Origin of the sequence: Streptomyces sp. NPDC047117 (assembly GCF_040643545.1) — a bacterium.
GTDB lineage: Bacteria > Actinomycetota > Actinomycetes > Streptomycetales > Streptomycetaceae > Streptomyces.
Map to the genome: position 1 here is coordinate 127,843 of NZ_JBEYUN010000006.1, position 20,950 is coordinate 148,792.

A 20,950-nucleotide genomic window follows, 5' to 3' on the forward strand; every position below is an offset into this window, starting at 1 on the left:
CCCGGCCATACGCACCGCTGCCCGGGACCGGTACGCGTACCGGTCCCGGGCAGCCGGGAGAAGGCGGCGGCCGTGGCCGCCCCGTGGGACGTCAGCCGACGACCGTCCAGGTGTCGTTGCCGGCGAGCAGGGTGGCGAGGTCTCCCTTGCCCTTCTGCTCGATGGCGGCGTCCAGCTGGTCGCTCATCTCCGTGTCGTAGACGGGCCGGTCCACGCTGCGCAGCACGCCGATGGGCGTGTGGTGCAGGGTGTCCGCGTCGGCGAGCCGCGAGAGGGCGAAGGCCGTGGTGGGGGAGGGGTTGTGCGCGTCGTGCACCAGCACGCCCGCCGTGCCCTCCTGGGTGACGTCGACGACCCGCAGGTCGCCCGTGGCCGGGTCCCGCACGACGCCCTTGGAGCCCAGGCCGTCCTCGGCAGGGGAACCGAACCGGATCGGCTGCCCGTGCTCCAGCCGGATCACGGCCTCCTGCGCCTGCTCCTTGTCCTTCAGCGCCTCGAACGCGCCGTCGTTGAAGATGTTGCAGTTCTGGTAGATCTCCACCAGCGCCGTGCCCGGGTGTTCCGCGGCCTGGCGGAGCACCGAGGTGAGGTGCTTGCGGTCGGAGTCGACGGTGCGCGCGACGAAGGACGCCTCGGCGCCGATCGCCAGCGAGATCGGGTTGAAGGGCGCGTCCAGCGACCCCATCGGCGTCGACTTGGTGATCTTGCCGACCTCGGAGGTGGGCGAGTACTGCCCCTTGGTCAGCCCGTAGATCCGGTTGTTGAACAGCAGGATCTTGAGGTTGACGTTCCGCCGCAGGGCGTGGATGAGGTGGTTGCCGCCGATGGAGAGCGCGTCGCCGTCACCGGTGACCACCCACACCGACAGGTCGCGCCGGGACGAGGCGAGGCCCGTGGCGATGGCCGGGGCACGGCCGTGGATGGAGTGCACCCCGTAGGTGTTCATGTAGTACGGGAAGCGGGAGGAACAGCCGATGCCGGAGACGAAGACGATGTTCTCCTTCGCCAGCCCGAGCTCGGGCATGAAGCCCTGCACGGCGGCGAGGATGGCGTAGTCGCCACAGCCGGGGCACCAGCGCACTTCCTGATCGGACTTGAAGTCCTTCATGGACTGCTTGGCCTCGGCCTTGGGCACCAGGGAAAGCGCCTCGATCTGCGCCGCACCCTCCGCGATCGTCTCAGTCATTGATGGCCTCCTTCGGGCCCTGCTTCATTACCTCTTGGAGGTGGGCGGCGAGCTGCTCCGCCTTGAACGGCATCCCGCTCACCTGGGTGTGCGACTGGGCGTCCACGAGGAACTTCGCCCGCAGCAGCGTGGCGAGCTGGCCCAGGTTCATCTCGGGGACGACCACCTTGTCGTAACGCCCCAGCACCGCACCGAGATTCCCCGGGAAGGGGTTGAGGTGACGCAGGTGGGCCTGGGCGATCTCGCCGCCGGCGCGGCGCACCCGGCGTACGGCCGCGGTGATCGGCCCGTACGTCGAACCCCAGCCGATGACCAGGGTGTCGGCGGTGCCCGAGGGGTCGTCGACCTCCAGGTCGGGCACCTCGATGCCGTCGATCTTGGCCTGCCGGGTGCGGACCATGAAGTCGTGGTTGGCCGGGTCGTAGGAGATGTTGCCCGTACCGTCCTGCTTCTCGATGCCGCCGATGCGGTGCTCCAGGCCCGGAGTGCCCGGCACAGCCCACGGCCGGGCCATGGTCTGCGGGTCGCGCTTGTACGGCCAGAAGACCTCGGTGCCGTCCGCCAGCTCGTGGTTGGGCGAGGTGGCGAACTGCACGCGCAGGTCGGGCAGTTCGTCGACCTCCGGGATGCGCCACGGCTCGGAACCGTTGGCCAGGTAGCCGTCGGAGAGCAGGAAGACCGGCGTGCGGTACGTCAGCGCGATGCGGGCCGCGTCCAGCGTCGCGTCGAAGCAGTCCGCCGGGGTGCGCGGCGCCACGATCGGCACCGGCGCCTCGCCGTTGCGCCCGTACATCGCCTGGAGCAGGTCGGCCTGCTCGGTCTTGGTCGGCAGGCCCGTCGACGGCCCGCCGCGCTGGATGTCCACGATCAGCAGCGGCAGTTCGAGGGAGACGGCCAGGCCGATCGTCTCCGACTTCAGTGCCACACCCGGGCCCGAGGTGGTCGTCACGGCCAGCGCGCCGCCGAACGCCGCGCCCAGCGCCGCGCCGATGCCCGCGATCTCGTCCTCCGCCTGGAACGTCCGCACACCGAAGTTCTTGTGCTTGGACAGCTCGTGCAGGATGTCGGAGGCCGGGGTGATGGGGTACGAGCCGAGGTAGAGCGGCAGGTCCGCCTGGCGGCCCGCGGCGACCAGGCCGTAGGACAGCGCGAGGTTGCCGGAGATGTTGCGGTACGTACCCGTCGGGAACGCCTTCGTCGCCGGCGCGACCTCGTAGGAGACCGCGAAGTCCTCCGTGGTCTCACCGAAGTTCCAGCCCGCCCGGAACGCGGTGACGTTGGCCTCCGCGATCTCCGGCTTCTTGGCGAACTTCTGCCGCAGGAACGCCTCGGTGCTCTCCGTCGGGCGGTGGTACATCCACGACAGCAGGCCGAGCGCGAACATGTTCTTGGAGCGCTCGGCCTCCTTCCGGGAGAGGCCGAAGTCCTTGAGCGCCTCGATGGTCAGCGTCGTGAGCGGCACCGGGTGGACGTTCCACGCCTCCAGCGAGCCGTCCTCCAGCGGGCTGGTGGTGTAACCGACCTTCGCCATCGGGCGCTTGGTGAACTCGTCGGTGTTCACGATGATGTCCGCGCCGCGTGGCACGTCCGCGAGGTTGGCCTTCAGCGCCGCGGGGTTCATCGCGACCAGGACGTTGGGCGCGTCACCGGGCGTGAGGATGTCGTGGTCGGCGAAGTGCAGCTGGAAGCTGGAGACGCCGGGCAGCGTGCCGGCGGGGGCGCGGATCTCCGCGGGGAAGTTCGGCAGCGTGGACAGGTCGTTGCCGAACGAGGCCGTCTCGGAGGTGAACCGGTCACCCGTGAGCTGCATGCCGTCACCGGAGTCGCCCGCGAACCGGATGATGACCCGGTCCAGCCGGCGGACCTCCTTGCCGGCGCCGTTCTCCGTCGCGGGGGCGTGCGACCGCTCTCCCGCGAGTGCACCGTCGGTCTTGTCGGCTGGGCTACTGACCTGGCTGGTCACTGCTTCGGACCTCCCTCGGGGCCTTGGGTGTCCCCGCCGTGGGCAGGGCATCCGGGACGCATCGTGCGGACCTGTCGTCCCACGGCCATCGTACGTCTGTAAGGGTCGCCTTCCTGGAGGCGATCACATGGTGGACGTGAAAATGAGACGCCGTGCTCGCATCGTGGACGCGCGAGCGAGGTGCCGCTCTGTCGTACTTCGTCATGAATTATCCGCCCCCCGCGGCTTCTTCTGTAGACGCTCCGTGCTTCAACGCTGGTTCAGCGCTCCGTACTCCGTGTCGGAGTGACGCCCCCCGCACCGGCGCCATTGACTGACAGGGTGTCAGGCGATCAGGAATTGAGGTAGGTGAGTACCGCAAGCACACGGCGGTGATCCCCGTCACTCGGGGCCAGGCCGAGCTTGAGAAAGATGTTGCTGACGTGCTTCTCCACCGCGCCGTCGCTCACCACCAGCTGCCGGGCTATCGCGGAGTTCGTCCGCCCCTCGGCCATCAGTCCCAGCACCTCACGCTCCCGCGGCGTGAGACCGGCCAGTACGTCCTGCTTACGGCTGCGGCCCAGCAACTGGGCGACGACCTCGGGGTCGAGGGCCGTGCCGCCCTCCGCCACCCGCACCACCGCGTCGACGAACTCACGCACTTCTGCTACCCGGTCCTTGAGCAGATAGCCGATGCCCCGGCTCGAACCGGCCAGCAGCTCCGTCGCGTACTGCTCCTCGACGTACTGCGACAGCACCAGTACTCCCAGGTCGGGGTGGTCCCGACGGAGCCGGATCGCGGCGCGCACGCCCTCGTCCGTATGTGTCGGTGGCATACGGACGTCCGCAACGACCACGTCCGGCGACTCCCCGCCGTCCGCCAGCTCCCCGATGACCTTGATCAACGCATCGGCGTCCCCCACCCCCGCGACGACCTCGTGCCCCCGGTCCGTCAGCAGCCGCGTCAGCCCTTCTCTCAGCAGCACCGAGTCCTCGGCGATGACCACCCGCACGCTGTTCTCCACGATCTCGGCTCCCCCACCCCGTTCTGGTTCGACGTGCTTCAGCATCCCAGGATTCGGACGTGTGCGTCGGATCACCGTGCGGGTTGTGGATAACTCGGAATGGCCGGTTGTGGACGGCCGCGTGAGCGGGCGAAAAGCCGTACGATCACCGGCCCGCGGGCACGGTACGCCGAACGGCGGAGGCGGGTGTTCCCCCTCCGCCGCGCGAGGCGCTCCCGCCCCGGCCGGCCGACTTCCCCCGGGTGTCAGTCGCGCCAGGGCAGCTCCGCCGTGACCGCCGTCGGCCCGCCCGCCGGCGAGTCGACGACCAGCAGCCCGTCCACCGCGTCCAGCCGCTCGGCCAGTCCCGCCAGACCGCTGCCGGATCCGGTGTGCGCGCCGCCCCGGCCGTCGTCGGAGACCAGCACCATCAGCCGGTTCTCGGTCCGCCACACGTCGACCGACGCGCTGCCCGCGGCCGCGTGCTTGGAGACGTTCTGCAGCAGCTCGGAGACCGTGAAGTACGCGATGCCCTCGATCGCAGCGGCGGGCCGCGCCGCCAGGTCCACGCTCACCTCCACCGGCACGGTGCAGCGCGCGGCGAGCGCCGAGAGCGCCGGGCCCAGGCCGCGGTCGGTGAGGATCGCCGGGTGGATGCCGCGGGCCAGGTCGCGCAACTCCTGCAGCGCGATCTTCACCTCGCCGTGCGCCTCGTCCACCATGCGGGCCGCCGCCTCCGGATCCTCCTGCAACTTCTCCTTGGCCAGCCCCAGGTCCATGGCCAGGGCCACGAGGCGGGCCTGCGCGCCGTCGTGCAGGTCGCGTTCGATGCGCCGCAGGTCGGCCGCCGCGGTCTCGGACACCGCCGTACGGTCCGACTCCAGCTCCGTGACCCGGTCGGCCAGCCGCGAGGGGCCGAGCAGCCCGTGCACCAGCAGCCGGTCCACCTGGCTCAGGCCGCGCACCGTCCCGCCCCAGACCAGGACGAGGAGCAGTCCGACGACGCTGGTCACGGCGATCTCGCCGGGGGTGTCCAGGTAGGCGCCGTGCGTCCCGTCGCCGTAGAGCTGGATGCCGTCCTGGCCGAGGTACATCGGGAAGGCCCAGCGCCACAGCGGGTACGTGAGGAGGCTCCAGCCGGCCGTCCACAGCGTCACCGCGACGGAGAACGCGAAGACGGCCCACGGGAAGTGCAGCAGGCAGTAGAGGAAGTGCCGCCAGGACACCCCGCTCTTGAGGACGCCGCCCACCCGGCTCATGAGACCCGGCCGGGCGGTCCGCACGGGCTCCGGGGCGCGGACGTCCAGCCCGAGCAGGGCCCGCGCCCGTATCCGCTCCACGGCGCCGAGACCGCGGCAGCCGACGAGGCCGGCGGCCAGCACCGGTATCCCGAGGAAGGTGATCAGCAGCCCCGCGCCGAGCGAGAACATCGTGACCGCGTAGCTGAACATCACGACGGCGACCGGCAGGCTGAGCAGCAGGTACAGGAACTCCCGCCAGGTACGGCCGGAGAAGGGCGCGCGCAGTACGAAGGGGATGCGGCGCGTGCCGTGCCCTTCGGGGGCGTGCGGTGCCCGGGGTGTCGGGCCGTATGCGGTGTCCATGGCGTCTCGTCCCGTCCGTTCTGCCGGTATGCAGTGTTTGTGGTCGCCCCCGGGTGCCGGGTGGCGGGCGCTTCGGTGGTCGCGTACGTCCACCTTGTCCGTTCCGGGGCGGAGGGGACATGGAGCCGGTCGGCGTCTTGAACCTCGGGTTTTCCCCACCCCGCGCTACAGGCGGTCTTCAGGGCGCGCTGCGCCACGGCAGTTCGGCCGTGACCTGCGTCGGCCCGCCCGCCGGCGAGTCGAGGACGAACAGCCCGTCCACCGAGCCGAGCCGGTCGGCCAGGCCGGCCAGCCCGCTGCCCGCGGCCGGCCGCGCCCCGCCGCGCCCGTCGTCGCGCACCTGGAGCAGCAGCCGGTCCCCGGACCGCCACACCTCCACGGAGGCGCTGCGCGCGGCCGCGTGCTTGGAGACGTTCTGCAGCAGCTCGGAGACGGTGAAGTACGCGATGCCCTCGATGGCCGGCGCGGGCCGCGCCCCGATGTCCACCGTGACGGTGACCGGCACCGTGCAGCGCGTCGCGAGTGCCGACAGGGCCGGCCCGAGGCCGCGGTCGGTGAGGATCGCCGGGTGGATGCCGCGGGCCAGGTCGCGCAGCTCCTGAAGGGCCAGCTTCACCTCGCCGTGGGCCTCGTCCACCATGCGGGCCGCCGCGTCCGGGTCCTCCAGCAGCTTCTCCTTGGCCAGCCCGAGGCCCATGGCCAGTGCCACGAGGCGGGCCTGCGCACCGTCGTGCAGGTCGCGTTCGATGCGCCGCAGGTCGGCAGCCGCGGTGTCCACGACCGCGCCCCGCCCCGACTCCAGCTCCGCGATCCGCCGCTCCAGCTCGTCGGAGGGCGACAGCAGCCCCCGTACCAGCGCCCGGTCCACGTTCGACAGCCAGCGCGCCAGCCACGGCAGCGCCGGCCAGGCCACGAAGAGCGACACGAAGGTCAGCGTGAAGGTGAGGACGCCCCAGGGCAGCCGCACGAAGGCGTGCAGCGCGTGCCGCCAGCCGACCGGGTCCTTCAGATGCGCCCACAGCCAGGGGAAGAAGCCCGGCTCCCGGACGAGCGGCGGGCTCGGCCGGCCGACGCGCACCCCGAGGAGCACGCGGGCCCTGGCCCGCTCCAGCCTCCCGTACTGCCGGCAGCCCAGCAGCACCAGTACGAGCAGCGGCAGCCCGATGACCGTGACCGACATCCCCACGCTCGCCACGAGGCAGCCGACCAGCAGCCCGAAGGCCACCACCGCCACCGGCAGGTTGCACAGCAGATGCGCGACCTCCCGCCAGGTGGCGGCACTCAGGGCCGCGCGGGGCGGGGGCGGGGCCGGGGCCACGCCGTCGTCAACGCAGGCGTCGGCGTGCGTACCGGGGTCGGAGGTCACCGTCATGCCGGTCAGCTTGCCGGGCCGCGCGGCCCGGTGCCATGGGGTGGATAGGTGGGGCGAAGTGGGGATATCCCCACCTTCCCGCAGATGGGACTGCTCGGCTGGAGCCGCGCAGGGCCTAGACTCCCGTGCGTACAGATCGTCGAAAAATTTCGGCGAAAGCGGTTGCAGAGGGGTGGCCGGGCGCCTACGGGGCGTAAAAGGCGGCCCGCTGCACACGAGCAGTCAGGGAGCGAGGGGCGGACGTGCCGGACACGACCGTACGCACCATCAGCGCCGCGGACTACTTCCAGGGCTATTCGGCCGTCGGGCTCATCGCCGTGATCGGTGTGCTCTTCGTGGCCGTGGCCTTCGGGGCGGGCCGGCTGATGCGTCCAGTGGTGCCCACACCCGAGAAGCTGCTCACGTACGAGTGCGGCGTGGACCCCGTGGGGGAGGGCTGGGCGCACACCCAGGTCCGCTACTACGTCTACGCGTTCCTGTACGTCATCTTCGCCGTCGACTCGATCTTCCTTTTCCCCTGGGCGACGGTCTACGCCGCCCCTGGTTTCGGCGGCATCACGCTGGTGGAGATGTTCATCTTCCTCGGCTTCCTCGCCGTCGGCCTGCTCTACGCATGGAAGAAGGGCGTCCTGGAATGGACGTGACCCCCGCCTCCGCGGCCAACGGAGCCTCGCCGGGCCCCGAGCTCCTGCCCGAGCCGCGCCGCCTCGGCCCGCTGGCCCGTCTGGCCCCCGAACCGATGAAGGTGGTCCTGAACTGGGGCCGCCGCTACAGCCTGTGGGTCTTCAACTTCGGGCTCGCCTGCTGCGCGATCGAGTTCATCGCCGCCTCCATGGCGCGCCACGACTTCATCCGGCTCGGCGTGATCCCGTTCGCGCCCGGCCCGCGCCAGGCCGACCTGATGGTCGTGTCCGGCACCGTCACGGACAAGATGGCGCCCGCGGTGAAGCGGCTGTACGAGCAGATGCCCGAGCCGAAGTACGTGATCTCCTTCGGGGCCTGCTCCAACTGCGGCGGCCCGTACTGGGACTCGTACTCCGTCACCAAGGGCGTCGACCAGATCATCCCGGTGGACGTGTACGTACCGGGCTGCCCGCCGCGCCCCGAAGCGCTGCTCCAGGGCATCCTCAAGCTCCAGGAGAAGATCGCCCGCGAGTCGCTGGGCGAGCGCTACGGCCACGGCGGCAAGGCCGGTAAGGCCGGCAAGCGCGCCGGCCGGGCGTCCACCGATGCGCTGCGCAGCGGCCTGGTCGCCCCGCCGGCGCCGCCCGCCGGGACGGACCGGCCGTCGGCCGCACAGCCGGACGCCGGGCAGTCCGACGCCGCGCAGCCGGACGCCGGGCGACAGACCACCGAGCAGCCGCCGTCCGAGCAGACCGGGGAGGACACCCGATGACGGCCCAGCCGCCAGAGCCGGGCACGCCCGAGGAGCCGACGGGCGCGGCACCTGAGGGTGCGTCGGGCACGGCCTCCGAGAAGGCGAAGGACGCCGCACCCGAGAAGGCGACGGGCGCGGCCCCCGAAGGGGCGTCCGCCGAGGCAGCGGAGAACACCGAAGCGCCCGAGGGCGCCGAGACTGCCGAGGCCCCGCCCGCTCCTCCCGCGCCTCCCGTGGGGTGGCTGCCGGAGCCGGCCGAGCGGATCTTCGGTGCCGGGGCCACGGCCGAGGAGGCGTACGGCCTGCTCACCGTCGACGTACCGGCGGCCGCCTGGACCGGCGCGCTGACCGCCGCCCGGGACGCCCTGGGCTGCACGTACTTCGACTGGCTGAGCGCCGTCGACGAGCCCGGCACCGGCTTCCGCGTCTGCGCGCACGTCGCCGACGTGTCCCGCCCCGGCGGGGCCCGACGGCTCCTCGTACGGACGACCGTGCCGCACGAGAAGGCCGTACTGCCCACGGCGATCGACGTGTACGCCGGCGCGGGCTGGCACGAGCGCGAGACGCACGAGATGTTCGGCGTGGAGTTCGCCGGCCACCCGGGCCTCACGCCGCTGCTGCTGCCCGAGAACTTCGAAGGCCACCCGCTGCGCAAGGACTTCGTGCTCGCCGCGCGGGTCGCCAAGGCGTGGCCGGGTGCCAAGGAGCCGGGCGAGTCCGAGCACGGCGGCCCCAAGCGCCGCCAGATGCTGCCGCCGGGCGTCCCCGACCCGAACGAGTGGGGCCCGCTCAAGGGCCAGCTGCCGCCCGTTCCGGCGCGTCCGGCACGCGGGGCCGCCCGCGGCGCCCGAGCGGCCGGCGGTGCCGGTGCCGCGGGGCGTGCCGGGGCCGGCCGGGCGGCCGGTGCGGGCCGGGAGGCGGCGGCCGGTGCGGCCGGCGAGCGTCCGGCCCGCCGGACGCGCAGCGCGAGCGCCGGTTCGGCGAGCCAGCAGGCCGCGGCGGCCACCGAGAAGCCCGAGTCCAAGGGCGTCGAGCCGCCGAAGGACACGGAGGCCCCGAAGGCCGCCGAGGCCGCCAAGGAAGCGGCGGCCGACCCGGCCCGTACGTCGGAGACCGGTGCACCTGAGGCCGGTGCGCCGGAGACCGGTACGGCGGCGTCCGCCCCGCGGACCGCCCCGCGGACCGCTCCGCGCTCCTCGGACGCACCGTGGCACCATGCGCGTCCCGCGTTCGAGGCGAAGAGCCCGGGGGCCGAGTCCTCGGGGGCGGAATCCTCCGAGCCGGAGCCTCCCGAGGCGCAGCCCGCCAAGGAGTCCTCCGAGACCGAGGCCCCCAAGAAGGACGCCCCCGAGGGCGAGGACGCCCCCGAGGGCGAGGACGCCCCCAAGGACGAGACAGGAGGCGGCACCCCATGAGTGACACGCTCGCGATCGTGCTCCGCGTGCTCGCCGTCTTCGTGGTCTTCCTCGTCTTCCCGCTGGTCATCGGGCAGACCGAACACAAGGTCATGGCGCACATGCAGGGCCGTCTCGGCCCGATGTACGCCGGTGGCTTCCACGGGTGGGCGCAGCTGGTCGCCGACGGCGTGAAGTTCGCGCAGAAGGAAGACATCGTCCCGACGGGCGCCGACCGCAGGATCTTCCAGCTCGCGCCCGCCATCGCCCTGCTGCCGTATCTCCTCGTACTGATCGCCATCCCGGTCGGCCCGGGCAACGCGGTCGGACAGGCGCTCGACGCAGGCGTCTTCTTCGTGCTCGCGGTGATGGGCGTCGGCGTTCTCGGCTCCCTCATGGCGGGCTGGGCGTCGGCGAACAAGTTCTCGCTGCTCGGCGGTCTCCGTACGGCCGCGCAGCTGCTGGCGTACGAGCTGCCGATGCTGCTCGCCGCCGCGTCCGTCGCGATGGCCGCGGGCACGCTGTCGCTCCCCGGCATCCTCGACGCCTTCCACTGGTGGTGGGTGCCGTGGCAGATCGTCGGCGGCCTGGTGTTCTTCACGGCCGGGCTCGCGGAGCTGCAGCGCCCGCCGTTCGACATGCCGGTGGCCGACTCGGAGATCATCTTCGGCGCGTACACCGAGTACACCGGGCTCCGCTTCGCGCTCTTCCTGCTCGCGGAGTACGCCGGCATCGTCGTGCTCTGCGCGCTGACCGCGGTCCTCTTCCTGGGCGGCTGGCACGGTCCCTTCGGCGCCGACGGGCTCGGCTGGCTCTGGATGCTGCTGAAGACCGTCGTCCTGGCCTTCGGCGTCATCTGGCTCCGGGTCAGCTACCCGCGTCTGCGCGAGGACCAGCTGCAGAAGCTCGCCTGGACCTGCCTCATCCCGCTCGCTCTCGCCCAGATCGCCCTCACCGGCGTCATCAAGGTGGTGATCTCGTAATGGGCATCCCCGGCTCCGGCCTCGCCAAGGGCCTCGCCGTGACCCTCCGGACCATGACCAAGCGCACGGTCACCGAGCAGTACCCGGACGTCCAGCCCGAGCTGGCGCCCCGTACCCGTGGTGTCATCGGGCTGTTCGAGGAGAACTGCACGGTCTGCATGCTGTGCGCCCGTGAGTGCCCGGACTGGTGCATCTACATCGACTCCCACAAGGAGACGGTGCCGCCGGCCGCCCCCGGGGGCCGCGAGCGCAGCCGTAACGTGCTCGACCGCTTCGCCATCGACTTCTCGCTGTGCATGTACTGCGGGATCTGCATCGAGGTGTGTCCGTTCGACGCCCTCTTCTGGTCGCCGGAGTTCGAGTACGCCGAGACCGACATCCACGAACTGACCCACGAGCGCGACAAGCTGCGCGAGTGGATGTGGACGGTGCCCGAGCCGCCCGCGCTCGACCCGGGCGCGGAGCAGCCCAAGGAGATCACCGCCGCGCAGAAGGCCGCCGACAAGCTGGCCGCGCAGCAGGCCAAGGAGGCCGAGGAGGCCCGGCAGGCCGCCGAGCAGGCCGGCGGAGCCGGCCCGGCCGAGGGGGAGGAAGCGTGACGCTCGCCGCCGCAAGCCACGGTTTCCTGACGCCCAGCGGAGTGGAGATCGCGTTCCTCCTCGTCGGCCTGGTCACGCTCGGCGCGGCCGTGGTCACCGTCACCACCAAGCAGCTGGTGCACGCCGCCCTATGGCTGGTGGTCGCCCTCGGCGGGATCGCCGTGGAGTACCTCCTGCTCACCGCGGAGTTCATCGCGTGGGTGCAGGTGCTCATCTACGTCGGTTCCGTGGTCGTCCTCCTCCTCTTCGGACTGATGCTGACCAGGGCGCCCATCGGCCGTTCCCCGGACGCCGACTCCGGCAACCGCTGGGCCGCGCTCCTGGTGGCCGTGGCCTCCGCCGCGGTCCTCGTCTGGGTCGTCGTCGACGCCTTCCGGGCGTCCTGGATCGACCTCGACGCCGTCCAGGGCTCCACCGAGGTCTCCGGGCGCAGCCTCTTCCAGCACTGGGTGCTGCCCTTCGAGGCGCTGTCCGTGCTCCTGCTGGCCGCCCTCGTCGGCGCGATCGTCCTGTCCCGCAAGGACGGGACGGACACGCCGGACGGCCGGTCCGTACCGGGCGCCGCCGCGGCCACCGTGCCCGACACCGCACGCCGAGAGGGACAGCGCTGATGCATCTCGCCTACCCCGCCGTCCTCGCCGTCCTCCTGTTCTGCGTCGGCCTCTACGGCGTCCTCGCCCGGCGCAACGCGATCCTGGTCCTGATGTCCGTCGAGCTGATGCTCAACGCCGTCAACCTCAACCTCGTCGCCTTCGACGTCTGGCTGCGCGACGCCCTGCACGCCGGCCAGGCGCTCACCCTCTTCACGATCGCCGTCGCCGCCGCCGAGATCGGCATCGGCCTCGCGATCGTCCTGCTCGTGTACCGCAACCGCGGCAGCTCCGACGTCGACCGGCTCACCGACCTCGCCGAGCGCCCCGCCGGAGACACCGCGGACGAGCCTGCGCACCACCCGTCCGACCAGCAGGCGGAGGCCGCCGCGTGACGACCACGACCACCGCCGTCCTCGTCCCCCTTCTGCCGTTCCTCGGCGCCGCCTTCGGCCTCCTCCTGGGACGGCGCGCGCCCGGTTTCGTGCGGCCGCTGGCCGTCCTGCCGACCCTCGCCGCGGCCGTGCTGGCCGTCGTCGTGGCCGTACGGCAGGGCGGGGGAGCGGCCGTCGACGCGGCGACGGAGCTGACCCCGACCGGCTCGGTCCCCATCGAGCTGGCCCTGCACATCGACGGCTTCGCCGCTCTGGTGGCGGTGCTCGTCGGTGTCGTCGCCACGTGCGTGCACGTCTACTCCACCGGCTATCTGCGCGACGACCCGCGCTACGCGTCCTACGCCGCGCTGGTCTCCCTCTTCACCTCCGCGATGCTGCTCGTCGTCTACTCCGGCGACCTGATGGTGCTGCTGGTCGGCTGGGAGATCATGGGCATCTGCTCGTACTTCCTCGTCGGCCACTACTGGGAGACCGAGGCCGCCCGGTCCGCCTCCCTCAAGGCCTTCCTGGTCACCAAGCTCGGCGACGTCCCCTTCCTCTTCGGCCTCTTCGCGCTGGCCGCGGACGCCGGCACCTTCCGCATCACCGGCATCCTGAACGCCGTCGCCGGCGGCGAGCTGCACCACCCGACGCTGGTCGCGCTGCTGCTGCTCGCCGGTGTCGCGGGCAAGTCCGCGCAGTTCCCGCTGCACACCTGGCTGCCCGACGCGATGGCCGGCCCCACGCCGGTCTCCGCGCTGATCCACGCCGCCACGATGGTCGCGGCCGGTGTCTACTTCATCGCCCGGCTCCTCCCGGTCTTCGCGGCGTCCGCCGCCGCGCTGGTCGTGCTCGCCGTGATGGCCGCCGTGACCATGGTCGGCTCGGCGCTCGCGGCCCTGGCCCAGGACGACATCAAGCGCGTCCTCGCGTACTCCACGGTCGGCCAGCTCGGCTACATGACCGGCGCGCTGGCCGTCGGCGACCGCGGCGCGGCCGTCTTCCACCTCCTCTCGCACGGCGCCTTCAAGGCACTGCTCTTCTTGGGCGCCGGCGTGATCATCCACGCGGCCGGCACCAACTCGCTCGCCGCCATGTCGCGGATGCGCGGCCTGTCCAAGCGCATCCCCGACGCCTTCTGGACGGTGACCGTGGCGCTGCTCGCGCTCGCCGCGATCCCGCCCTTCGCGGGCTTCTTCTCCAAGGAGGCCGTTCTCGGCGCGGCCGAGCACGCCGCCGTCGGCGAGGCCCACCTCGCGTTCGGCGGTGCCGCCCAGGACCACCTCGGCTCCGTACCGACCGCCGCCGGCTGGACCGTCCTGATCGCCGGTCTGCTCACCGCCCTCCTCACGGCCGCCTACGCGACCCGCTTCTGGCTGCTCGCCTTCTTCGGCCGCGGCCCGCAGGAGGCCCCCGACCACGGGAAGCAGCCGCTGGTCATGAACGCCGTGCTGTGGGTGCTCTTCATTCCCACCGCCGCGTTCGGCATCGCCGCGCCCGTCCTCCCCGACTGGTTCGACGGCAACGAACTGACGCCGACCCTGGTCACCTCCGTCCTCGGCACCGGCCTCGCGCTGGCCGGCGCGCTGATCATGTACGGCGCCTGGCGGCACACGACCGCGGTCGCCGCCCGCGCACCCCTTGGCGCGGTCGCGGTGGACCCGGACGCCGCCCCCGCGGTCTCCGAGGAGGAGGCCATCGCCACGCACGCCGCGGCGTACGGCGACAACGCCGGAGCGCCGGACCCGGCCGACCCGGGCCGTCTCCTGCTCGGCCCGCTGCACGCCTCCGCCACCCGCGGCTTCCACCTCGACGCCGTCTACACCGCGCTCTTCGTCCGGCCCGTACGTGCCGCCGCCCGGCTCGTCCGCTTCCTCGACCGCGAGGTCGTCGACACGTACGTGCACGGCGCCGGCACCGGAGCCCGCTGGCTGGGCACGGCCGTCCGCCGGGCGCAGACCGGCAACGTGCAGACCTACCTCGGCGCGCTGCTCGCGGGCTCACTCGTGCTGGCCGTCGCCGCCGTCCTCGTCGCTACGGGCACGGGAGCCTGACACTGATGAATCACACCGTCATGCAGATCCTTCTCGCGGGCGTCGTCGTGCTCCCGCTGATCGGCGCGCTCGCGGCGCTGCTCCCCGCCCCGCCCGGCCTGAAGGGACGCAACCCGGACCAGGCCGTGCTGCGGCACGGCGTGACCGTCACCGGTGTCGTGCTGGCCGCGTCCGTCGCGCTCGCGGCCGGCTTCGACCACGGCGACCCCGCCCGCATGCAGGCTCAGACGGATATCGGCTGGATCCCGGCGCTGGGCATCCGTATCCACCTCGGCATCGACGGCATCTCGCTCCCCCTCCTGGTCCTGACCGCGCTGCTGACCTTCCTCTGCGCGCTCTACAGCTACTTCAAGATGCCGGCGGGCCCGTCCCCCAAGGCATTCGTCGCGCTGATCCTCGTGCTGGAGTCCGGCACCCTGGCGACCTTCGCCGTGCTGGACCTGATGCTCTTCTTCCTCGCCTTCGAGATGGTCCTCATCCCGATGTACTTCCTGATCAACCGCTGGGGCGGCGAGAACAGGACGTACGCGGCGTGGAAATTCATCCTCTACACGCTGCTCGGCTCCGTCGTGATGCTGCTGGGCCTCCTCCTCATCGGCCTGAAGTCCGGCACTTTCGACATGGTGGCACTCGCCACTGACAACGGCCCGAAGTCCCAGCTCAGCCACACCGTTCAGCTGCTCGCGGTGCTCGCGATCGGCATCGGCCTGGCGGTCAAGGCGCCGATGTGGCCGCTGCACAGCTGGCTGCCCGACGCCCACACCGCGGCGCCCACCGTCGGCTCGGTCCTGCTGGCCGGCGTCCTGCTGAAGATGGGCACGTACGGGTTCGTGCGCATCGCCCTGCCGATCGTGCCGGACGGCATGCACACCTTCGCGCCGTACCTCGCCGCCTTCGCCGCGATCGGGATCATCTACGGCTCGCTCGCCTGCCTGGCGCTGGCCCGCCGAGGCGCGAAGGGCGACCTCAAGCGCCTGATCGCGTACAGCTCGGTCGGCCACATGGGCTTCGTACTGCTCGGCATCGCCTCCATGACGCCCACCGGCATCAACGGCGCGCTCTTCGCCAACATCGCCCACGGCCTCATCACCGGCCTGCTCTTCTTCCTGGTCGGCGCGCTCAAGGACCGGTACGGGACCACCGACCTGGACCGGCTCGCGGGCCGCACCGGCGCCGCGCTCTACGGCCGCGCGCCCCGCTTCGGCGGCCTGCTCGCCTTCGCCGCGATCGCCTCGCTCGGCCTGCCCGGCCTGGCCGGCTTCTGGGGCGAGATGCTCGCGATGTTCGGCGCGTTCAAGCCCGCCGCGGGCCTCAGCCGCCCCGCCTTCCTGACCTTCATGGTCCTGGCGGGCATCGGCACCCTGCTCACCGCCGCGTACCTCCTGATCGTCGTCCGCCGGGTCTGCATGGGCAGCAAGGAGACCGCCGAGCAGGACGCGCCGGCCGCCGCCAGCGGCGAGGGCGCGACCGCCGGGGTGGCCCCCGGCCCGGCCGCCTCGACCACCGTCGCCACGGCCCCCACCGCAGTCAAGGAGCGGGCCCCCGCCGTCCCCGACGTCGCCCCCTACGAGTACGTGGCCTGGACCCCACTGGTCGCCCTCACCGTCCTCGCCGGTCTCTGGCCCGCGGCCCTGCTGGGCCTCACCGACCCGGCCGTGCAGAACCTCCTCGGAGGCGGTAGCTGATGATGACTGTCCTCGCCGCGGGCGCCGGGAGCGCAGCAGCCGACGGCACCGCCGCGCAGGCCGCGGGCGGTGTCGCGAGCCTCGTCCAGTCCGTCGACTGGCTCGCCATCGCCCCGCCGACCCTCGCCGCCCTCTTCGCGCTGATCGTGCTCGTCACCGATCTCTTCCTCCCCGAGCGCCGCAAGCCGGTCCTCGGCTGGATCAGCATCGCGGGGCTGGTCCTGGCCGGGCTGTCCCTGCTGCCGCTCCTCAGGGGCGACCGCACCACCTTCTGCCTGACCGCGCGCCCCGAGGTGTGCAGCTACGCCGCCGACCACTTCGCCGTGGTCGTCCAGCTGCTCGTCCTGGGCGGCGCGCTGCTCACCGCCCTGCTGTCGATCAATCCGATCAAGGACCAGAAGCTGCCCGGCGGCGAGTTCTGGTTCCTGCTGCTGTCCTCCGCGGCCGGCGCGGCCCTGCTCCCGGCCTCCCGGGACCTCGCCACGCTGGTCATCGCGCTCGAAGTGGCCTCGCTGCCCGCCTTCGCCCTCGTGGGCATCCGGCGCGGCGACAAGCTCTCCTCCGAGGCGGCGCTGAAGTTCTTCCTCTCCTCGGTCACCGCCACCGCGGTCATGCTGCTCGGCGTCAGCTTCGTGTACGCCGCCACCGGCAGCCTGCACCTGGCTCAGGTCGCCGAGGCCCTCACGCACCCGGACCCGCAGCTCGACATCCTGGCCAAGGCCGGCGTCGCCCTCACCCTCGTGGGCTTCGCCTTCAAGACCGCCGCCGCGCCCTTCCACTTCTGGGTGCCCGACACGTACGTGGGCGCGCCGCTCCCCGTGGCCGCGTACCTCTCCGTGGTCGGCAAGGCCGTCGGCTTCTCCGGCCTGATCGTCGTCACCGTCGAGGCGTTCCCCTCGTACGGCGACGTCTGGGGCCCCGTGCTCGCCGTACTGGCCGCGCTCACCATGACGGTCGGCAACGTCGCCGCGCTGCGCCAGCGCCCCGACCGTGCGCACAGCGCCGTACGCCTGCTCGCCTGGTCCTCCGTGGGCCAGGCCGGGTACCTGCTGGTGCCGATCGCGTCCGCCGCGTACGCCGACGACGCCGCACACGCCGTCGGCTCCACGGTGGCGTACGCCCTGATGTACGCGGCGGTGAACCTCGGGGCCTTCGCGGTGGCCGCCCTCGTGGCCCGTACGCACCCGGGGAACCGCATCGCCGACTACCGGGGCCTGTACGCCTCGCGCCCCCTGTACGCGCTCGCCCTCGGCTTCTTCCTGCTGTGCCTGGCGGGTCTGCCGCCGGGCATCATCGGCCTGTTCGCCAAGGTCACGGTCTTCTCCGCGGCCGTCGACGCGGGCCTGGCCTGGCTGGCCGTCGTGATGGCCGTGAACGTCGTGATCGCGCTCTACTACTACCTGCAGTGGACCGCGGTCCTCTTCCGCGCGCCGGAGGCCGCCCCCGAGGGCGCGGCCGCGCCCGCCGCCCGGCCGCGCATCCCGGCCGCGCTGGCCACCGCGGTCGGCCTCACCGCGCTCGTCGGCATCGTGCTCTCCGGGGCGCCGCAGCTCGTGCTGCGCTTCGCCTCCGGGGCACTGCTCTAGCGCCCCGAGGAGGCGCACCCGAACGGACGAACGCCCCTTCCAGGGGGCGCAGGGAACCACGCTCCGCCGTCTGGCGTTGACCAGAAACGGAGGGTCCACTGAAAAGTGGACACGTAATCGCAAAGGGTTCCCCTGCCGCACCACCTGGAGGGCGTACCGTGCACCGCCGGCACAACGGGCTCAGGACCGCGGTTCTCCTCGGAGGACTGTCCGCGCTCATCATCGTCATCGGCAGTATGCTCGGCCGTACGGGCCTGGTCGTCGCCGTCCTCGTCGCGCTGGGCACCAACGCGTACGCGTACTGGAACAGCGACAAGCTCGCCCTGCGCGCCATGCGGGCCCGCCCGGTCAGCGAATTCCAGGCGCCCCAGCTCTACCGCATGGTCCGCGAGCTCTCCACGGCCGCCCGCCAGCCCATGCCGCGCCTGTACATCTCGCCCACCCAGGCCCCCAACGCCTTCGCCACCGGGCGCAACCCGCGCAACGCCGCGGTCTGCTGCACCGAGGGCATCCTGCAGCTGCTGGACGAGCGCGAGCTGCGCGGCGTCATCGGGCACGAGCTCAGCCACGTCTACAACCGCGACATCCTGATCTCCTCGGTCGCGGGCGCGCTCGCCTCAGTGGTGATGTTCCTGGTGAACTTCGCCTGGCTGATCCCGATCGGCAGGTCGGACGACGACGAGGGCCCCGGGCTGTTCGGCATGCTGCTGATCATGATCCTCGGGCCGGTCGCCGCCTCCCTCATCCAACTGGCCGTCAGCCGCTCCCGGGAGTACGAGGCGGACGCCTCCGGAGCCCGGCTGACCGGTGACCCGCTCGCCCTGGCCTCGGCCCTGCGGAAGCTGGAGTACGGCACCCAGCAGCTCCCGCTGCCGCCCGAGCCGCGGCTGGAAACGGCGAGCCACATGATGATCGCCAACCCGTTCCGGGCCGGTGAGGGGCTCTCCCGGCTCTTCTCGACACACCCGCCCATGCGGGAGCGCATCAGCCGTCTGGAGGAACTGGCAGGGTACCGACCGTGAAAACCATCCTGAATGTCATCTGGCTCGTCCTCTCCGGCTTCTGGCTGTTCCTCGGGTACGCCCTGGCCGGCATGATCATGTGCATCCTGATCGTCACGATCCCCTGGGGCATAGCCTCCTTCCGGATCGGCGTGTACGCCCTCTGGCCGTTCGGCCGCACCACGGTCGACCGGCGCGACGCGGGCGCGGCCTCCTGCCTGGGCAACGGCATCTGGCTGCTGCTCGCGGGCTGGTGGCTGGCGATCGGGCACATCGTCACGGGCGTCGCCCTGTGCGTCACGATCATCGGCATCCCGTTCGGCATCGCCAACTTCAAGCTGATCCCGGTCTCGCTGATGCCCCTGGGCCGCGAGATCGTCCCCACGGACCAGCCCTTCGCGGCACGCTGAGGCGGCCCGGACGGCCCGCGGCGGGCCCCGTGCCCCCGCCCGGCCGCCCGTGCCCGCGTACGCCGACGGGGCGGCCCGCAGTGTGCGGTGCCGCCCCGTCCGGTGTGTCCGTGGCCCGTGGGCGCAGCGCCTACCGGTAGTTCACGAACTGGATGGCGAAGTCCAGGTCCTTGCCCTTCAGGAGCTGCTGGACGGACTGGAGGTCGTCGCGGCTCTTGGAGGAGACGCGCAGCTCGTCACCCTGGACCTGGGCCTTGACGCCCTTGGGGCCCTCATCGCGGATGATCTTGGCGACCTTCTTCGCGTTGTCCTGGGAGATGCCCTCCTCGATCGAAGCGAAGATCTTGTACTCCTTGCCGGAGGCCTGCGGCTCGCCCGCGTCCAGGGCCTTCAGCGAGATCCCGCGCTTGACCAGCTTGGACTGGAAGATGTCGAGGACAGCCTTCACCCGCTCCTCGGCGTTGGCACGCATCTCGATCTTCTCGCCGGACCACTCGATCGACGCGCCCACGCCCTTGAAGTCGTAGCGCTGCGAGATCTCCTTGGCGGCCTGGTTGAGGGCGTTGTCGACCTCCTGCCGCTCGACCTTCGAGACGATGTCGAAACTGGAGTCGGCCATGTTGAGTTGGCTCCTCGTGGGTAGATCCGTCAGGGACGCGGCCCGTCCCGGACCGCCCCGCAAGCCTAGCCACCCGCGCCGCGGCCCCGGTCATGATCAGGGCGCGCGGAACCGAGTGGCGGACCACCCCCCGCCATCAGGTATGGTTTACGTCGTTGCCACGGAGCACCGCCCAGGCGGGACTCCCGGCAGCAATCCCAGGCGGTGTGCCCGAGCGGCCAAAGGGAGCAGACTGTAAATCTGCCGGCTCAGCCTTCCCAGGTTCGAATCCTGGCGCCGCCACAGGAGAGCGAAAGGCCCCCACGAGAGTGGGGGCCTTTGGCGTTTCCGCCGCACAGTGCGGCGGTGGGCCCCGGCGGCTGCCCGCCGAAGGCCCGGTGCTCAGTCAGTCCGGGCCGCGTTCCGTACCGCGTCCTCGACCGGGGTGTCGCCGCCGATCAGCTCCAGCGTCCGGCCGCTCGTCCCCGGCTCCTGCAGCAGGGCCGCCAGCACCGCCGCCACGTCGTCCCGGGTGACGTCGTCCCGGCCCGTGGACTCGGCCAGCCGCACCGATCCGGTGCCCGGGTCGTCCGTCAGCCGGCCCGGCCGCAGAATCGTCCAGTCCAGGGCCGTCCTGGCCCGTACGTCCGCGTCCGCCGCGCCCTTCGCGCGCAGGTAGGCGGCGAACACCGGGTCCGTGCCCTCCGGCGGCTCGCGGTCCGCGCCCATGGCCGAGATCACCACGAACCGCCGTACGCCGACGGCCTCCGCCGCGTTCGCGAAGAGCTTGGCGGCGTCCCGGTCCACGGTCTCCTTGCGGTCCTCACCGCTGCCGGGGCCCGCGCCCGCGGCGAAGACCGCGGCGTCCGCGCCGTCCAGGTGCCGCGCGACCTCGTCGGCCGACGCCTTCTCCAGGTCGCACACGACCGGTTCGGCGCCCGCGGCCAGCAGATCCCCGGCCTGCTCGGGCCGCCGGATGATGCCCGCGACCTCGTCCCCGCGCGCGGCGAGCAGGCGCTCCAGCCGCAGCGCGATCTGACCATGTCCTCCTGCGATGACAATGCGCATGATCCCGACCGTACGCCCGCACGCGGCGGACCGGGCGCCGAAGCCCCGCACACGCCGTCGGGCGCGCGCGTTCCACGCCATCCGGCGCACAGCGCGCCCGCGGGACGTGGCCGAACACCCCT

The 20,950-nt window shown here is 72.1% G+C and carries 19 protein-coding genes and 1 tRNA gene; 13 read left to right on the forward strand and 7 right to left on the reverse strand.

Features of this window, described 5'->3' with window-relative positions; all coding sequences use genetic code 11:
- Positions 1–91 precede the first annotated feature (91 nt).
- From ABZ840_RS13445 to ABZ840_RS13465, 5 genes are all read right to left on the reverse strand, one after another.
- Positions 92–1,186, reverse strand: coding sequence for a 2-oxoacid:ferredoxin oxidoreductase subunit beta (locus ABZ840_RS13445; protein WP_361558101.1), 1,095 nt, complete (start codon positions 1,184–1,186; stop codon positions 92–94).
- On the reverse strand, positions 1,179–3,149 hold the full coding sequence (locus ABZ840_RS13450; protein ID WP_361558104.1) for a 2-oxoacid:acceptor oxidoreductase subunit alpha: 1,971 nt from the start codon (positions 3,147–3,149) through the stop codon (positions 1,179–1,181). Before ABZ840_RS13450 ends, ABZ840_RS13445 begins: the two co-directional genes overlap by 8 nt.
- Positions 3,150–3,481: 332 nt before the next feature.
- On the reverse strand, positions 3,482–4,141 hold the full coding sequence (locus ABZ840_RS13455; protein ID WP_361558805.1) for a response regulator transcription factor: 660 nt from the start codon (positions 4,139–4,141) through the stop codon (positions 3,482–3,484).
- 257 nt (positions 4,142–4,398) lie between these two features.
- Complete coding sequence (locus tag ABZ840_RS13460) at positions 4,399–5,736, reverse strand: sensor domain-containing protein (protein WP_361558107.1); 1,338 nt, start codon at positions 5,734–5,736, stop codon at positions 4,399–4,401.
- 178 nt (positions 5,737–5,914) lie between these two features.
- Entirely contained in the window at positions 5,915–7,108 is a 1,194-nt protein-coding gene (locus tag ABZ840_RS13465) for a sensor domain-containing protein (RefSeq protein WP_361558110.1), read from the reverse strand.
- 242 nt (positions 7,109–7,350) lie between these two features.
- On the opposite strand from ABZ840_RS13465, the gene ABZ840_RS13470 reads away from it, so the two are divergent.
- The 12 genes from ABZ840_RS13470 to ABZ840_RS13525 all read left to right on the forward strand — a co-directional run bounded on the left by ABZ840_RS13470 (position 7,351) and on the right by ABZ840_RS13525 (position 19,162).
- Entirely contained in the window at positions 7,351–7,752 is a 402-nt protein-coding gene (locus ABZ840_RS13470; RefSeq protein ID WP_052864802.1) for an NADH-quinone oxidoreductase subunit A, read from the forward strand.
- On the forward strand, positions 7,743–8,504 hold the full coding sequence (locus ABZ840_RS13475) for an NADH-quinone oxidoreductase subunit B family protein (protein WP_361558114.1): 762 nt from the start codon (positions 7,743–7,745) through the stop codon (positions 8,502–8,504). The genes ABZ840_RS13470 and ABZ840_RS13475 overlap by 10 nt, the downstream gene beginning before the upstream one ends.
- Positions 8,501–9,901 (forward strand): NADH-quinone oxidoreductase subunit C, encoded by a 1,401-nt coding sequence (locus ABZ840_RS13480; protein ID WP_361558117.1) that lies wholly within the window; start codon positions 8,501–8,503, stop codon positions 9,899–9,901. Before ABZ840_RS13475 ends, ABZ840_RS13480 begins: the two co-directional genes overlap by 4 nt.
- Positions 9,898–10,863, forward strand: coding sequence for a complex I subunit 1 family protein (locus ABZ840_RS13485; RefSeq protein WP_361558120.1), 966 nt, complete (start codon positions 9,898–9,900; stop codon positions 10,861–10,863). Before ABZ840_RS13480 ends, ABZ840_RS13485 begins: the two co-directional genes overlap by 4 nt.
- Positions 10,863–11,462, forward strand: coding sequence for an NADH-quinone oxidoreductase subunit I (locus ABZ840_RS13490; protein ID WP_361558123.1), 600 nt, complete (start codon positions 10,863–10,865; stop codon positions 11,460–11,462). The genes ABZ840_RS13485 and ABZ840_RS13490 overlap by 1 nt, the downstream gene beginning before the upstream one ends.
- Positions 11,459–12,073 (forward strand): NADH-quinone oxidoreductase subunit J, encoded by a 615-nt coding sequence (locus ABZ840_RS13495; RefSeq protein ID WP_361558126.1) that lies wholly within the window; start codon positions 11,459–11,461, stop codon positions 12,071–12,073. Before ABZ840_RS13490 ends, ABZ840_RS13495 begins: the two co-directional genes overlap by 4 nt.
- Positions 12,073–12,447, forward strand: coding sequence for an NADH-quinone oxidoreductase subunit NuoK (gene nuoK / locus ABZ840_RS13500; protein WP_361558129.1), 375 nt, complete (start codon positions 12,073–12,075; stop codon positions 12,445–12,447). The genes ABZ840_RS13495 and nuoK overlap by 1 nt, the downstream gene beginning before the upstream one ends.
- Positions 12,444–14,480, forward strand: a complete 2,037-nt coding sequence (locus ABZ840_RS13505) for an NADH-quinone oxidoreductase subunit L (protein WP_361558132.1) — start codon at positions 12,444–12,446, stop codon at positions 14,478–14,480. Before nuoK ends, ABZ840_RS13505 begins: the two co-directional genes overlap by 4 nt.
- Positions 14,481–14,485: 5 nt before the next feature.
- A complete protein-coding gene (locus tag ABZ840_RS13510; protein ID WP_361558135.1) occupies positions 14,486–16,165 on the forward strand; it encodes an NADH-quinone oxidoreductase subunit M in 1,680 nt (559 codons plus the stop codon).
- Positions 16,166–16,167: 2 nt separating this feature from the next.
- Positions 16,168–17,751, forward strand: coding sequence for an NADH-quinone oxidoreductase subunit N (locus tag ABZ840_RS13515; protein WP_361558808.1), 1,584 nt, complete (start codon positions 16,168–16,170; stop codon positions 17,749–17,751).
- A 158-nt stretch (positions 17,752–17,909) separates the two neighbouring features.
- Positions 17,910–18,773 (forward strand): zinc metalloprotease HtpX, encoded by an 864-nt coding sequence (htpX, locus tag ABZ840_RS13520; protein ID WP_361558138.1) that lies wholly within the window; start codon positions 17,910–17,912, stop codon positions 18,771–18,773.
- Positions 18,770–19,162, forward strand: coding sequence for a YccF domain-containing protein (locus tag ABZ840_RS13525; protein ID WP_361558141.1), 393 nt, complete (start codon positions 18,770–18,772; stop codon positions 19,160–19,162). The genes htpX and ABZ840_RS13525 overlap by 4 nt, the downstream gene beginning before the upstream one ends.
- 130 nt (positions 19,163–19,292) lie before the next feature.
- Here ABZ840_RS13525 and ABZ840_RS13530 read toward each other — a convergent pair whose 3' ends face one another.
- Positions 19,293–19,781: a YajQ family cyclic di-GMP-binding protein gene (locus ABZ840_RS13530; protein WP_227046462.1), complete on the reverse strand. Its 489-nt coding sequence runs from the start codon at positions 19,779–19,781 to the stop codon at positions 19,293–19,295.
- Positions 19,782–19,981: 200 nt separating this feature from the next.
- Between ABZ840_RS13530 and ABZ840_RS13535 the strand changes: the two genes are divergently transcribed.
- Positions 19,982–20,063, forward strand: a tRNA-Tyr gene (locus ABZ840_RS13535).
- Between the two features lie 99 nt (positions 20,064–20,162).
- On the opposite strand, the gene ABZ840_RS13540 is transcribed toward ABZ840_RS13535, so the two are convergent.
- On the reverse strand, positions 20,163–20,828 hold the full coding sequence (locus ABZ840_RS13540; protein WP_361558145.1) for an SDR family oxidoreductase: 666 nt from the start codon (positions 20,826–20,828) through the stop codon (positions 20,163–20,165).
- Between the last annotated feature and the right edge of the window lie 122 nt (positions 20,829–20,950).

Coding starts and splice junctions, on each gene's coding strand:
- ABZ840_RS13445 (WP_361558101.1), bottom strand. CDS start 1,186: ATGACTGAGACGATCGCGGAGGGTGCGGCGCAGATCGAGGCGCTTTCC.
- ABZ840_RS13460 (WP_361558107.1), bottom strand. CDS start 5,736: ATGGACACCGCATACGGCCCGACACCCCGGGCACCGCACGCCCCCGAA.
- ABZ840_RS13465 (WP_361558110.1), bottom strand. CDS start 7,108: ATGACGGTGACCTCCGACCCCGGTACGCACGCCGACGCCTGCGTTGAC.
- ABZ840_RS13475 (WP_361558114.1), top strand. CDS start 7,743: ATGGACGTGACCCCCGCCTCCGCGGCCAACGGAGCCTCGCCGGGCCCC.
- ABZ840_RS13480 (WP_361558117.1), top strand. CDS start 8,501: ATGACGGCCCAGCCGCCAGAGCCGGGCACGCCCGAGGAGCCGACGGGC.
- ABZ840_RS13485 (WP_361558120.1), top strand. CDS start 9,898: ATGAGTGACACGCTCGCGATCGTGCTCCGCGTGCTCGCCGTCTTCGTG.
- ABZ840_RS13490 (WP_361558123.1), top strand. CDS start 10,863: ATGGGCATCCCCGGCTCCGGCCTCGCCAAGGGCCTCGCCGTGACCCTC.
- nuoK (WP_361558129.1), top strand. CDS start 12,073: ATGCATCTCGCCTACCCCGCCGTCCTCGCCGTCCTCCTGTTCTGCGTC.
- ABZ840_RS13510 (WP_361558135.1), top strand. CDS start 14,486: ATGAATCACACCGTCATGCAGATCCTTCTCGCGGGCGTCGTCGTGCTC.
- ABZ840_RS13515 (WP_361558808.1), top strand. CDS start 16,168: ATGACTGTCCTCGCCGCGGGCGCCGGGAGCGCAGCAGCCGACGGCACC.
- ABZ840_RS13530 (WP_227046462.1), bottom strand. CDS start 19,781: ATGGCCGACTCCAGTTTCGACATCGTCTCGAAGGTCGAGCGGCAGGAG.
- ABZ840_RS13540 (WP_361558145.1), bottom strand. CDS start 20,828: ATGCGCATTGTCATCGCAGGAGGACATGGTCAGATCGCGCTGCGGCTG.